Annotated in this window: 12 protein-coding genes; 5 read left to right on the top strand and 7 right to left on the bottom strand. The window is 70.5% G+C overall.

What is annotated here, in order from left to right; genetic code table 11:
- The first annotated feature begins 24 nt into the window (after positions 1–24).
- Both BZY54_RS04640 and BZY54_RS04645 read left to right on the top strand, forming a co-directional pair.
- Positions 25–1,221 (top strand): acyl-CoA dehydrogenase family protein, encoded by a 1,197-nt coding sequence (locus BZY54_RS04640; RefSeq protein ID WP_086723257.1) that lies wholly within the window; start codon positions 25–27, stop codon positions 1,219–1,221.
- A 25-nt stretch (positions 1,222–1,246) separates the two neighbouring features.
- Entirely contained in the window at positions 1,247–1,438 is a 192-nt protein-coding gene (locus tag BZY54_RS04645; protein ID WP_086723258.1) for a hypothetical protein, read from the top strand.
- A 294-nt stretch (positions 1,439–1,732) separates the two neighbouring features.
- Here BZY54_RS04645 and BZY54_RS55290 read toward each other — a convergent pair whose 3' ends face one another.
- Positions 1,733–1,939 carry an AsnC family protein gene (locus BZY54_RS55290; RefSeq protein ID WP_425276260.1) on the bottom strand — a complete coding sequence of 69 codons (207 nt, stop codon included), beginning with the start codon at positions 1,937–1,939 and terminating at the stop codon, positions 1,733–1,735.
- On the opposite strand from BZY54_RS55290, the gene BZY54_RS52795 reads away from it, so the two are divergent.
- Positions 1,865–2,197, top strand: coding sequence for a hypothetical protein (locus tag BZY54_RS52795; protein WP_341868668.1), 333 nt, complete (start codon positions 1,865–1,867; stop codon positions 2,195–2,197). The two genes, BZY54_RS55290 and BZY54_RS52795, sit on opposite strands and share 75 nt — an antisense overlap.
- 99 nt (positions 2,198–2,296) lie before the next feature.
- On the opposite strand, the gene BZY54_RS04655 is transcribed toward BZY54_RS52795, so the two are convergent.
- The 4 genes from BZY54_RS04655 to BZY54_RS04670 all read right to left on the bottom strand — a co-directional run bounded on the left by BZY54_RS04655 (position 2,297) and on the right by BZY54_RS04670 (position 8,501).
- On the bottom strand, positions 2,297–3,832 hold the full coding sequence (locus BZY54_RS04655; protein ID WP_086723260.1) for a sensor histidine kinase: 1,536 nt from the start codon (positions 3,830–3,832) through the stop codon (positions 2,297–2,299).
- The gene (locus tag BZY54_RS04660) at positions 3,829–4,569 is read right to left on the bottom strand and encodes a response regulator transcription factor (RefSeq protein ID WP_086723277.1); all 741 of its coding nucleotides are present in this window, start codon (positions 4,567–4,569) and stop codon (positions 3,829–3,831) included. Before BZY54_RS04660 ends, BZY54_RS04655 begins: the two co-directional genes overlap by 4 nt.
- Positions 4,570–4,631: 62 nt before the next feature.
- Positions 4,632–6,146, bottom strand: coding sequence for a streptophobe family protein (locus BZY54_RS04665; protein ID WP_279634645.1), 1,515 nt, complete (start codon positions 6,144–6,146; stop codon positions 4,632–4,634).
- A 111-nt stretch (positions 6,147–6,257) separates the two neighbouring features.
- A complete protein-coding gene (locus BZY54_RS04670) occupies positions 6,258–8,501 on the bottom strand; it encodes an MMPL family transporter (RefSeq protein ID WP_086723262.1) in 2,244 nt (747 codons plus the stop codon).
- Between the two features lie 362 nt (positions 8,502–8,863).
- Here BZY54_RS04670 and BZY54_RS04675 point away from each other — a divergent pair, with 362 nt between their 5' ends.
- The gene (locus tag BZY54_RS04675) at positions 8,864–9,256 is read left to right on the top strand and encodes a hypothetical protein (RefSeq protein ID WP_086723263.1); all 393 of its coding nucleotides are present in this window, start codon (positions 8,864–8,866) and stop codon (positions 9,254–9,256) included.
- 356 nt (positions 9,257–9,612) lie between these two features.
- Complete coding sequence (locus tag BZY54_RS04680) at positions 9,613–10,665, top strand: PP2C family protein-serine/threonine phosphatase (protein WP_244216960.1); 1,053 nt, start codon at positions 9,613–9,615, stop codon at positions 10,663–10,665.
- A 531-nt stretch (positions 10,666–11,196) separates the two neighbouring features.
- On the opposite strand, the gene BZY54_RS04685 is transcribed toward BZY54_RS04680, so the two are convergent.
- Both BZY54_RS04685 and BZY54_RS04690 read right to left on the bottom strand, forming a co-directional pair.
- A complete protein-coding gene (locus tag BZY54_RS04685; RefSeq protein ID WP_086723265.1) occupies positions 11,197–12,099 on the bottom strand; it encodes a bile acid:sodium symporter family protein in 903 nt (300 codons plus the stop codon).
- 62 nt (positions 12,100–12,161) lie between these two features.
- Positions 12,162–13,121, bottom strand: a complete 960-nt coding sequence (locus BZY54_RS04690) for a Dyp-type peroxidase (protein ID WP_244216961.1) — start codon at positions 13,119–13,121, stop codon at positions 12,162–12,164.
- Between the last annotated feature and the right edge of the window lie 255 nt (positions 13,122–13,376).

The following is a 13,376-nucleotide window of genomic DNA, read 5'->3' on the forward strand; positions in this document are numbered from 1 at the left end:
CACATTCTGTTCGGAGCCCCCGCCGTGACCTTCTCCCTCCGCCCCACCTACGACGACCCGCGCACCGCCGAGCTGGTCGACCGCCTGCGCGACTACCTCGACGGCGAACTCGCCGACCACGAACGCGAACGCGGCCTCACCCACGCCACCCGCCTCACCCGCGCCGACCTCGAACAGGTCTGGCGCCGCAGCCGCGAACTCGGCTTCTACGGCATCCACCTCCCCCAGGAGTACGGCGGCCAGAACCTCACCTACGCCCAACTCGCCGCTCTGAAGGAGGAGATCGGCGCCAGTGGCCGCGTCCTCGCGCACAGCGTGCTCGGCGACATGGGCGGCCCGCTGCGGGCGGGCGACATCCTCAAGCACGCCACCGAGTACCAACTGGACAAGTACCTGCTGCCGCTCATCCGGGGCGAGCGGGCGTGCTGCTTCTCCCTCACCGAGACCGACGCCGGCTCGGACGTCCGCTCCATGCGGACCGTCGCCGTACACGACGGCGACGGCTATCGGCTGACCGGGCACAAGGTCTTCTCCTCCGCCGGCCCCTTCGCCGACTTCGCGATCGTGGTCGCCCGCATGGCCGGAACCGGCGAACAGGAAGGCGACAAGCCACAGTTCTCCGCCTTCCTCGTGGACCTGGACAGCCCCGGCTGCCGGGCCGAGGACGGGGCGACCCCGATGTCCGGCGAGCACATCGAGAGCGACATCGTCCTGGACGACTGCTACGTCCCCGCCGCGAACCTCCTCGGCGAGGAGGGCAAGGGCATGCGCATCGCACTCGGCCGGGTGACCACCAACCGGCTCCTGCACTGCCCCACCGTGCTCGGCGCCACCCGCCGCGCCCTCGCCCTCACCCTGGACCGCACCCGGACCCGCAAGGTGGCCGGCGGGCAGCCCCTCCTCATGCTCCAGGCCATCCAGCACAAGGTCGCCGACATGGCCACCGAGTTCTACGCCGCCCGCTCCATGACCTACGCCGCGCTGGCAGCCCTGGACGCAGGGCGCGAGGCGCACGCGGAAGCCTTCATGTGCAAGCTGTTCGTCGCCGAGTCCGCCTTCCGCATCCTCGACGAGGCCGTCCAGATCCACGGCAAAGAGGGGCTGACCCAGGGCAACGAGATCGAGTACCTCTTCCGCAAGATCCGCATGTTCCGTATCCTCACCGGCACCTCCGAGATCCAGCGCAACGGCATCGCGAAACTCCTGGCCTTCAACCACTGACCCCACGGCCCTCGAAGGCACCCGCATGACCGCCCCACCCCCGCGCTGGTCTGCCCTGACCGGCAAGCTTGTCCTCGATCCGTACCCAGGCCCGTCGACGGCCCAGGCACGCTTCCCGGTCTCCTTCGGCGCCGGACTGCACGCCTTCCGCCGCCCGGCGCCCACACTGGGCGAACACACCCTGGACCTGCTCGACGCCGTCGAGCCGTCCGGCTGAACTCAACGCGGGGTCGGCTCGGCCCACGGTGCGAGCGGAACGGGGCGACGCCGCGGCCGCTCGCGTCGAAGAGCCTGCCCATGCGCTTGGCCGTGCGCAGCGCGATCGTGCGGTCCTGGACGAGTACGGCCGGGTGCCGGGCGGCGAGCTCGGCCTCCAGCCGGTGGACCTCCTCGGCCGAGCGCAGCCAGAGCGTGACCAGGAGATTCTGTCTGCCCACCGTGGTTGCCACGAAGCGTACGCTGGGGACGACCGCCAGATGACGGGCGACCGCCCCAACTCCGGCGCCGGAACCTACGCCCAGAGCGAGACGGTCACGGGGCGTTCGAAGAGCGGACCCGCCACATCGCAGCGCAGGGCTGCCTCTCCGCTGCCGAGCAGGCGTTCGGTCCGGCGGCGTGCAGTGGCCGCGCTGGTGCCTGCTACTTGCGCGAGCTGATGCCAGGCCAGGCGGCCGTCTCGCCCCAGCCCGGCGAGCAGCCGCCGGTCACGGCCCGTCAGTTCCGCGCCGCACTGAGCCTGCCGCTGATCCTGCTCGGCGGCCTCGCCGACCTCGCCACGGCTCGGCAGGCCATGTCCGAGGGCTTCGACTTCGTAGCCATGGGCCGAGCCCTGCTGCGCGAACCCGACCTGGTCAACCGCTACACGGCAGGAACCAACAGCACGTCCCTGTGCGTCCACTGCAATCGCTGCATGCCCACCATCTACAGCGGCACCCGCTGCGTGCTCGTGAACCCAGAGCTCGCTCCCCAGCGTTGACCCGACATCCCCGCATCACCTCAACGCGTTGTGTAGCGCATTGTGCCGGTCCCCGATCAGGTCGGGGACCGGCTCTCAGAGCAACCCTCGTGTAGGGGCTCAGTGACGTGACGGATCGAGCAGGGGAAGCATGATGCGGAAGATGCAACCTTGGCCCGGGGTGGTGTCGAGGGTGAGGTGGCCGCCGTGGGCGGTGACGAAGGCGTGGGCGATAGCGAGGCCGAGACCGGAGCCTCCGGTGGTGCGGGTGCGGGAGTCGTCGGTGCGGTAGAAGCGGTCGAAGACGCGTTCGCGCTCGGCGGGGGTGAGGCCCGGCCCCTGGTCGGCGACCTCCAGGACGGCGTGGGCGCCGACGGTGCCGACACCGATACGGACGGGGGTACCGGACGGGGTGTGGGTGACGGCGTTGCCGATGAGGTTGGTGACGACCTGGCGGAGGCGGGCCTCGTCGGCGACGGCGGGTGCCGTGGCGGGTTTTCCGCCACCGGGTCCGGTCAGGGTGACTGGGCGGGTGGCGTCCAGGGCGCGTATGTCGTGGAGGGCGTCGGCTGCGAGGGTGCGCAGGTCCATGGGGGCGAGGTCGAGCGTGAAGGCCGGCTCGCGGTCCGCACCCGTGCCCGGGCGGTGGGCGTCCTCGTCGAGGCGGGCGAGGAGGAACATTTCCTCGACGAGCCGGGTGAGGCGTTCGGACTCCTCGGCGATCCGGGTCATGGTCTGGTCGACGTCCTCGCGGGTGGGCAGAGCGCCCATGCGGTAGAGATCGGTGTAGCCCTTGATGCCGACGAGGGGCGTGCGCAGTTCGTGGCCGGCGTCGGCGAAGAAGCGCCGTGTTCTCGCCTCGGCCTCCGCGCGGGCCTGGAAGGCGGAGTCGATGCGGCTGAGCATCTGGTTGAGGCATGCGGTCAGGCGTCCCACTTCGGTGTGGGGGGCGGCCAGTTCGGGGACGCGGTGGGAGTAGTCGCCGGCGGTGATCGCGGTCGCGGTCTCTTCGATCCGGGTCAGGGGGCGCAGTCCGGAGCGGACGGCGAACCAGCTGGCGGCGGTGAGGGCCGCGAGGAGGGCGGCGCCCACCGTCAGAGAGAGGTTGCGGGTCTTGGTGATGGTGCGGTCGACCTCGTCGAGGGAGGTGGCTACGACGACGCTGCCCCGGGTGTCGGTCCGCTCGGGCGGGACGACCTGGGCGGGCTGGGCGAGGGCGATGATCCGCCAGCTGTGGCCGCCCTCGCGCGCGGGCACGGTGAAGGGGCGGCCCGCGTGGGCGAGGACGTTCGCGTGGTTGAGGGCGGGGAGTTGGGGGCCGCCGCCCGGTGGCGCGGTGCTTGCGTCGAACGCCCTGCGTGTGGAGCCGTTGGCGTCCAAGTAGGTCACCGTGGTGTCTCCGAGGGCGCTGAGGACCTGCACGCTCGGCGGTGTGCCGGTCGCGGAGGGTGGTGCCAGGCGGGCGGCGATCTGCCCGGTCAGGACGAGCCGGTCGTCGACCCGGTCCTGTAGATAGCCGTGCAGGGCCGTGGTGACGATCACGCCCGTGCCGACGAGGCCAAGGGCGACCAGGGCAATGGACAGGCACAGCAGACGGGTGCGCAGCGACAGCCTGCTCGGACGGGCCCCGGGCAGCCGCAGTGGGGCGCCCTTCATGGCCGGGGCTCGCGGATCACGTAGCCGACGCCGCGGATGGTGTGGATGAGCTTGGGCTCGTCCGTGTCGACCTTGCGGCGCAGATAGCTGATGTAGGTGTCGACGATGCTGGGGTCGCCGCCGAAGTCGTACTCCCACACGCTCTGCAGGATCTGGTTCTTCGTCATGGTCCGTTCGGCGTTGGCCACCAGGAAGTGCAGGAGCCGGAACTCGGTCGGGGACAGCCGCACGGTCCGCCCCGCCCGGGTGACGTGGTGGCTGTCGGGTTCGAGCGCCAGGTCGCCGACGGCGATCCGGGCCGGTTGTTCGCCCCGGGTGCGGCGCAGCACCGCGTGGATGCGAGCAATCAGTTCTTCGAGGTCGAAGGGTTTGGTGACGTAGTCGTCGCCGCCGAGGCGCAGACCGTGCAGCCGGTCCTGCCGGTCGTCGCGGGCGGTGACGAAGAGAACCGGCACGTCGCCGCCACGGCCGGGGCTGGGTGAGCGAGGCTGGTCTCGCAGGCGGCGGATCACCTCGAAGCCGTCCAGGTCGGGGAGCATGACATCAAGCAGGACGAGATCGGGTGTGCGCCGTGCGGCCAGGTCGAGGGCCTCCTGCCCGGTGGCGGCGGCGTCCACGTCGAAGCCGGCGTAACGCAGCGCGGTACGCAGCAGTTCCCGGACGGTGGGCTCGTCGTCGACGACGAGCAGGTGATCGCGGCGACCCCCGGTGTGCGCGGGAGGTGTCGGTGCCGGCATGGTGTGGATCGCCGCCTTCACGAACAGGGCTGAAAGGGTCTTTCCAGGAGATCACACGGCGCTTACGAGACCGAATCGGACGAAGCCCGGGAGGCGGAGCGGGCTCCGACGGGCCGCCGGGTCGCGGTGCCGGGCGGCTGTGCCGCGCCGTTGCGGTGCCGGGCCCGTCGGCTGTGCAGGCGGCTGCCGCCGTACGCGCCGAGCACAGCCAGGACGAACCCGGTGAGCGCGGACAGTCCCGGATGCGCATCGAGTCCGGCACTCAGACCGCCCATCTCGTTACCCATGAGACTGATGCCGATCCGCAGCGATCCCCCGGCCACCGACGGAAGCACCAGGGCAGCGATGCCGACCGCGATGCCCATGCGTACGGCGATCTCCGCGTGGCGGTCGAGGACGGCCTCGGAGTCCTCCCGCGGGGTGCGCGCCGGGGTACGGGCGGCGGCGACGTACCCGGCGACCACCACAAGCAGCAGCATGAGGAGTATGCCGATCAGCCACAGCGGCACACCAGCGCCGGACCAGGCGCCGAGGTTGACCGACCTGTCCCTGCCCGCCGCGCCGCCCTGGGCTCCGCCGCCGAGCATGCCGAGCATTCCGCCGCCGTCGGACCGCAGGCGGTACACACCCGCCTCCCAGGAGGTGCCGAGGCCGGCGGTGAACAGCACGACGATCAGGTTGGGGCCGGCGAGCAGGAGGATGCCCGCCGCCTTGGCCGCCTGCTCCCGGCCGGTCAGGACCGCGGCTCCGGCCAGGAGCGCGACGGCCGCCGCCGAGCAGCACAGCACGGCGGCGATCCCCGTCAGGGTGGAGGCGACAGCGTTCCACTTCAGCCGCAGGCGGCCCAGGGCGAGGGGGCGCGGCAGTGTCGTACGGCGGGCCGCGACACAGCCGACGGCGAGCACGAGGCCCACCCACAGCAGGGCGAACAACGCGGTCGCCACGGCATCGGTCTCGAAGGTCACCGAAGACAGCCCCGAGGCGAGGCCCCCACCGCCACCGGTGAACCGGCTGAACGCTCCGGCGGAGGCGCCCTTCCCGAACCGTTCCGTCACGCTCTCAGGCAGCCGGGCCGTACCCCGGGCCATCGCTGCGAGCACCGGGAAGACCACCGCCGTGGTCACCACCACACCGCCGCACCGGGCCCACAGCATCGCCGGGGCGGGCCGCTGCCGCCGGTACAGGGGCCGGAAGAAGACGACCGCCAGGACGGCCGTGCCCAGGAACGTCAGCGTGAGCGGCGTCAGTGCCGCCTCGCCGGTCAGGCCGAGATGCAGGCCACCGCCACCACCCAGTCCCCCGAGCAGCCCGCCGAGGCCCCCTCCGCCGAGTCCGCCGGCGTCGGCGGACTCGGCGGAGGGGACCGACTCCATGGTGACGCCGCCACCGACGGCCATGCTCACCATGGTCGGCACGAGGCGGGAGACGGGCGCAATCGTGCCCGCGCCGAGGACGGCCAGTGCCGCCCATGCGGCGGCGGCCATCGTCACGACGGCGGCCACGACGGAAAGACCTCCTTCGAGGGCATGACGCCAGAGTGAACCGGGAGGAGCGGAGGGCGACGGGGAGGAGGACACGGGCGGGCTCCTGGGGGGAGAGATGCAGGGGTATGCAGCGGCAGGAGGGACCTGCCGCCGCCTGGACACGAACACGTCCGGGGCCGCGAAGAGCCCCGTGGCGGAGGGGATTCAGCCAGCGGAGCCACTGCCGCTTCCCGCGGATTCGACGACGGAGTCCGGGCCGTCACCATGGGATGCCCCGACGGCCGTCACCGTGGGCTCGCCCGGGTCTCGTTCGATCCGCGCGCCTTCCACGTCGAGGTCGGGGACGAGCCGGTCCAGCCAGCCGGGCAGGCCCCAGGCGCGTCGGCCGAGCAGGGCGAGGACTGCCGGAACGACCGCCATGCGGACGACGAACGCGTCGAGGAGGACGGCTGCTGCGAGCCCGAAGCCGATGGTCTTGAGCATCTGCTCGTCGGAGCCCATGAACGAGGCGAAGACCGAGATCATGATCACGGCAGCTGCGGTCACCACCCGCGTGCTGTGCTCGAATCCGCTGATCACGGAGTCCGACGGCGACTGCCCGTGCATGTACGCCTCGCGCATCCGGGTCACCAGGAACACCTCGTAGTCCATGGCGAGGCCGAAGACCACACCGACCATGAAGATCGGCATCATGGACATCACCGGTCCGGGTTCCGCGACCCCGAAGAGGGACGCCAGCCAGCCCCACTGGAAGACCGCGACCACCGCGCCGAGGCCGGCCAGGACGGACAGGAGGAAGCCCAGTGCCGCCTTGAGCGGCACGAGGAGGGACCGGAAGACGACGATCAACAGCAGGAACGCCAGACCCACCACGAGTCCGAGGTACGGAAGCAGGGCGTTGGACAGTTTCTGCGAGACGTCCACGTTCATCGCCGTTGTGCCGGCGACCAGGATGTGGGCGTCGCTCTCGTTCGCAAGTGCCGGGTCGCGCAGTGCGTGCACGAGGTCGGCCGTCTCGGTGCTGGCCGGTGAGGTGGCCGGGACGACGTTAAGGACGGCGGTGTCGCCGGACTCGCTCAGCCGTGGCTGTCCGACCGCGGTGACGTCCTTCCTGCCACGGACATGCCCGGCGATGCTCTGGGCGGCCGACTGAGCGCTGTCGCCGTCCTTGGCCTGGACGACCACCGTCAGCGGACCGTTGAAGCCCGGCCCGAAGCTTTCGGCGACCATGTCGTAGGCCCGGCGCTGCGTCGTCGTGACGGGTTTGCTCTCGTCGCCCGGCAGGCCCATTTCCAGGGAAACCGCCGGCACCGCGACCACGCCGAGCAGCACGGCACCGCCCAGGAGCACGGCGACCGGACGCCTGACGACGAACCGGGCCCAGCGCACGCCCCTGCCCGACCGTGGCAGGCCGTCCTTGTCCCTCCCCCGGCGCCGCGGGCGGGCCGGGCCGATCCGACGGCCGCAGATCCCGAGCAGCGCAGGGATCAGCGTGACGGCTATCAGCACCGCGATGACGACCGTGCCGGCCGCGGCGAGCCCCATCTGCGTCAGCAGCGGGATGCCGACCACACACAGTCCCACGAGGGCGATGACCACGGTCAGACCGGCGAACACCACCGCAGATCCCGCGGTACCCACCGCGTGCCCAGCCGCGTCCTCACGGCTGCGGCCACGAGCGAGTTCGGCGCGGTAACGTGAGACGACGAACAGGGCGTAGTCGATGCCGACGGCCAGCCCGATCATGGTGGCCAGACCCGACGTCGTCGAGCCGAGGCCGAGCGGTTGCGCCAGCGCCCGGATCGCCAGGCCACCGATTCCTACTCCGAGTACGGCGGTGAGCAGGGGAAGGCCGGCCGCCAGGAGTGAGCCGAAGGTGATGACAAGCACCACGGCAGCCACCGCGAGTCCCAGGGCCTCCGAGGAATGCCCGCCCGCCACCGTGTTGACGGCGTTGCCCCCGACCTCGACGGTCAACTCCCGCGAGCGTGCCTGATCGACCGTGTCCTGCAAAGCGGTGCGTGAGTCCTCCTTCAGTTCCGATGCGGGAACCTGATAAGAGACCTGTGTGTAGGCCGTGGAGGCATCCTTGCTCACCGACGCGCTCACGTACGGGTCGGAGACCCGCGCGACCTGGGGATCGCTCCCAAGCGCCCGGACCGTCGCCTCGATCGCCTGCCTGTTCACGGGGTCGGTGACCTTGCCATCCGCCGCCCGGAACACCACCCGAGCCGTCGCACCGTCGGCATTCAGCTCCGGGAAGCTCTTGTCCAGCAGGTCGTACGCCTGCTGCGCCTCCGTACCGGGCATCGAGAAGTCATTGGGGGGCGCCGCCGGAGCCCTCCCGGCCAGCACCGCCGTCCCCACGAGCAGAACCACCCACAGCAACGCGACCAGCCAGCGCCTCCGGAAGGAGAACCGGCCCAGCCCGGAAAGGAATGAGGCCACAGCAAGGGCTCCAAGTCAGGTCGAGGCTCCCCGGAAAGCCGACGAGCATGCCGTCAGTGCGGCATCGACGCTGTCAGCACTCCCTGACCACACCCGGAGAGATTCTGGGAGCTTCCTGAGCACTCCGACCGCCACCGTGCGACCTAAACAGCAGAAAGCGGGCATAATCCCGGTCATCACACCGTGATGCACAGAAAGCTCTTCGACACTGCCCCGTGCACGCGCGATGCGTGAGCGGACGGCCAGGCACGAGGCGTCACGAGCTGGATCGTGTACGAAACCGCCTGGCACGACCAGGCAATCGAGCGGCTGGCTGGGGGCACGGCGGCCGAGGCGATGGACCATGTCTGGCGGGAGCATCTGTGAACCTGACCGCCCTGCCTGAGCCTGCCGTGGTGCTGGCCGAGACCGACGGGGGCGCCCTGGAGCATGCTTACGGGACGGCGGAGGACACCCCCGCGCAGCTGGTCGCGCTGTTGGACGGCGACCAGCGCGTGAGATCCCAGGCCCTGGACCACCTGCACCACGTGGTACACCACCAGAACGCTCTCTACGTCGCGACGGTCCCGGCCGCGCTCTACGTGGCTGGGATCCTTTCCGACCCGCGCACCGCCCTGCCCGTCGACAAGAGGCCCCGCGACTTCCCTGGGCCGATGCGAGCCGAGTTGCTGGGGTGGCTTAACTCGGTGGCGGACGCCGCCGACGACCAAGCCGAGGCGACGATGCGCCGCTTCGGCTTCCCACCCGAGGATTAACCTCCGTTCGTCCGAACTCGCGAAATCCGGACGCTGCCCTTCTCTGCCGTCTCCATCTACTTCGACGACACCCACACGTGCGTGAAGCGGCCCTTGCCGCCTGCGTCCTGCTGCTGGACGACCTCCGCCTGCACCGTCATCGGAAAATGGAACCGCACGCTGTGGTCCTCGTGTCAGATACTGATGTTGCTGCTGTGGACGCGCACGAGGTTGGTCCAGTCGCTGTGGGTCGGGGTGCGTCGGAGACTGGGACTCGATGACGATCCGCCCAGGAGCACAGGGGCAGCAGGGTAATGACAGGCGACCGCACATCTCTGGTCAGGTGGAGTCGATGGCCTTCTCTCCTGCCTGCCGCGGTGCTCCTCGTCGCGGTCGTCGTCGACGTACTGGCCCCGTCAGGGTTCAGCGTGTTTCCGCTGCTGGCGGCCGCTCCCGTACTGGCCGCCCCCGTGTACTCGTTGCCGGGCGTAATCGCCACCGGCGTAGTGACGGAGCTGATCGGGATGGCCGTGGCGTACGCGAAGGGCGTCGCCCTTACCGAATACTCCGTCCGGTTCACGAGCGTCGTAGTCCTGACCGTTCTTGCCGCGATCCTCAACCGGGTCATGGCCAAAGAGCGGAAGCAGTTGAAGGACACCCGCGAGGTAGCCGAGGCCGTCCAGCGGGCGGTGCTCCCCATCCCCCCCGAGCGGGTCGGGCCGCTGGCCGTGGCCTCCCGGTACCGGGCCGCCGCGAAGGAGGCTGCCATCGGTGGCGACCTCTACGCCATCCACCCCACACCCGACAGCGTTCGGATGATGATCGCCGACGTGCGGGGGAAGGGACTGGGCGCGGTCCGAACCGTCAACAGGCTGCTCGGCGCCTTCTACGAGGCCGTGGCTCACGTCCCCGGCTTGACCGATGTGGTCGACCGTTTGGAGGAGGTCATGCAGAGGGTCGATGCCGAGGAGCAGGAGGGCTCCGAGTCCTTTGCCACCGCCGTTGTCATCGACGTCCCCAACGACGGCTCCGCCCTATACGTGATCAATCTGGGACACCCCGCGCCGCTCCTCCTCCACCAGGGCCGCGCGAGTCCGCTGGAGCCGTCTGCCCCGTCCCTGCCCCTGGGCCTGGGCAGCCTGGGCCGTACCCGGGTACCGGTCGATCGGTTCGCCCTGCCGCACGACGCGACCCTGGTGCTGTTCACTGACGGCCTGGTCGAGGCACGCGACCACCACGGCACCTTCTACAATCCCGTGCCATTCCTGTCCCGTCCCCTCCCAACGGACCCGGGTGTGATCCTGGACGCTCTCATCGCCGATCTGACCCGGTACACCGAAGGACGCCTGGACGACGATGCCGCCCTCATGGCCGTTACCCGCCGGCCGGACGCGTCCGACGGCACTCACAGAACTCGCTCCGGCACCTGAGGAGTGGCCCAGCAGTGCCCGGCACTCTACTGGGCCACGACGGCGGTGTGATGCCCTTGAACCGACACCGTAGATCCTTGACTTCGCAGCCTTGCATGATCAATGTTGGACTGCGACTTCGGCGGCTACGATGATCAGCCCAAGCACGAGGTTGACGCCCCCACGGACGCCACCGCGAGGTGAGAGGCACCGGCCCGGACGGCCGCGGCGCTGGCCCAGACGACTCACTTCCACATACACGCCGGGCAGGTGCACGGCGCCCGGGTCGATCTCGCCGGGCTCGACCAGTCCAGGGCGTTTAGGCCATCCTTTGTGGGCTTCGCGGGCGGCCGCGGTCCACAGCCGGTGCAGCGGCCGGGTGGGCAGGCCCAGGGCGCGAGTGACGCTGAAGGCCCCGTGCGAAGGGCCTGCGGCCGGGGAGATCGGTGCCGGCGGCTGGCAGCGCCTGGCCGCGTCCTCACCGGTCGACCCGTTTCCCAGGCTCATGTGCCCCGGATGTGCCCTCTGGGGCACGTCCCCGGCAGGGGCTCGTCATTGCCAGCCATCCGTACGGGCGTCCGTCTCCACTGTCGTAGGAGTACTTCGCCGCCTGCTGAGCAGCGTGGCGATTGGCAGGGCCGCTGCCAGCCCGCTGAGTAGGATCGCGGCGAGCGCCCCGAGGATGGCGGGCTGGTTGTCGAAGGCGATGCCGATCGCGGCAAGCGCGGGACCGGCATTGCGCACCGACGCGACGCCGCCCATGGTCGTGCGGCGCACGGGCGAGCCCGTGGCCAGCAGCGTTCCTACGGCGAAGGCAATGGCCGAGAGCAGGAACCCGGCGAGGAGGGAGAGGGAGCCGAGGAGCGCGACGAGGCCCCGCCAGTTGCCGAGCAGCATGCCCGCCAGCACGATCAGGAACGTGACGTTGGAGACTGCCGCCGCCGGGCGGTGCCACGACCCTGCGGTGGGCTCGGCGTAGCGGCGTATCAGCAGGCCGATGGCGAAGGGTACGAGTTGCAGCAGGGCCACGGTCCGCACCAGTGCTCCCACGTCGAGGGAGACGCTGGTGCCTACGTCGGCGGCGGTCAGGAGGCCGTTGACGGTGGGGGCGAAGGTGATGCTGCCGACGGAGGCGAGCAGCACCTGCATCGCCGCGCCGCCGACGACGTCACCGGTTTGCACCATGGCGAGTTTCGCCCCGAAGGGGCCGCCCGGGGAGGCGGCGACCAGGATGAGCGCGATGAAGGAGGCGGAGGGGAGGCTGAACAGCGCGCCGATGCCCCAGCCGAGCAGCGGGACGACCACCATGTTGGCGGTCAGCGCCAGCAGCAGGAGCGGGACGTTGGCGAAGACGCCGCGCAGTGCCGATACGGTGGCGCCCAAGCCGGCGGCGAACATGGTGGCCGCGATGAAGATGACGGTGACGGCGTTGAGCACCAGGTGCAGGGTCTCCATCAGCCTTCCCCCGGGCGGCGAAGCATGTGGGGACGGCGCCGGGGCGGCTCGTCGCCACGCTGTCAGTCGTGCAGGGCGCCGAGCCAACGCAGGGCGGTCAGACTTGGCAGGAAGCAGTACTCGCCTCCTCGGGTGACGACGAACCGCGGCAGTGGGGCAAGGCGCAGGCGCAGCGGCCGCCGGGGAATGGTGAAGCTGTCGGAGCCGTCGTGGGACCCGGTGACGGGGTCTTTGGCGTTGTTCGCGCCGAAGAAGACGCCGTCGTTCATCCACTGCGACTGGACGAACTCGAACTGCCGCCCCGGACGCGCGCCGATGAAAGCGAACATCAGGCCGCGGTCGGCTCCGTCGTCCTCCAGTACCCCCTCGGGCAGTGGCGGACCGTAGACCGCGCCGCGCCGGATCATACGGTGCAGTCGCACCACTCCTGCCACCGCCGCGTCGCGGGGGTTGGCCCGGCGGATGTGGCAGCCGCCGGGTGTCGTGAATCCCGCCGGATCGTCGCTCTCGTACAGGAAGGTATTACGGCGGTGCGGGTCGGCACCGAGCGCGGGTTCATCGCCTTGCGGCGCCAGCGCCAGGGGAGCTCCACTGCGCCAGCGCCCCATGATCTTCGCGGCGATCAGTTCCTCGTCCTCAGGTCCGGTGGAGTTGTCCTTCAGATAGCGCCGGAACTCGGCGACCTTCTGATGGAGCTTGCGGAAGACCGCGTAGCTGCCGTTGCGGCCCAGCACGGTGGGCTGGGGGCTCTGTATGCCGCCGAGCTCGTCCCGGTAGCCGAGGACGAACTCACCGGCCTTCAGCGGCACTTCCAACTGGTTGGATCCCGGTATGCCACTGCCTTCGACGGCCGGATGGCTGACCCCGTCGCGATAGCCGAAATGCTCGGACTCGGTGGGCAGCGCGTAGCAGTCCTGCCGCCATATCGCCGTCACGCCGGACAGTTGGTCGTACGCCGTGCGGGCCCGGTCGACGGCCGCCCCCAAGTGCGCGGGGTCGGGCGCGACCGCTGTGAGCACCACGTGGACGTCGGGGCTGCCCAGCGGCGCTTCCCAGTGCTCCGGGCTTACCTCCGCCCGGCCAACGGGCCGGGATCCTCGTCATGGTCACGGCCGTACACCCGGCCGCGCAGCAGCTGCTCATCGCCGTTCATACCGTCCAGCCTTTCAGCCGCCACCGACAACACGGGCTTGCCCAAAACCACCCCGGGACTTACCCACGCCGCCTACTCAACTCCCTGCTCCTGGCACTCACGCTCCTCGCCTTCGGCCTGCCGT

Origin of the sequence: Streptomyces carpinensis, assembly GCF_002154505.1 — a bacterium.
Lineage (GTDB): Bacteria > Actinomycetota > Actinomycetes > Streptomycetales > Streptomycetaceae > Streptomyces > Streptomyces carpinensis.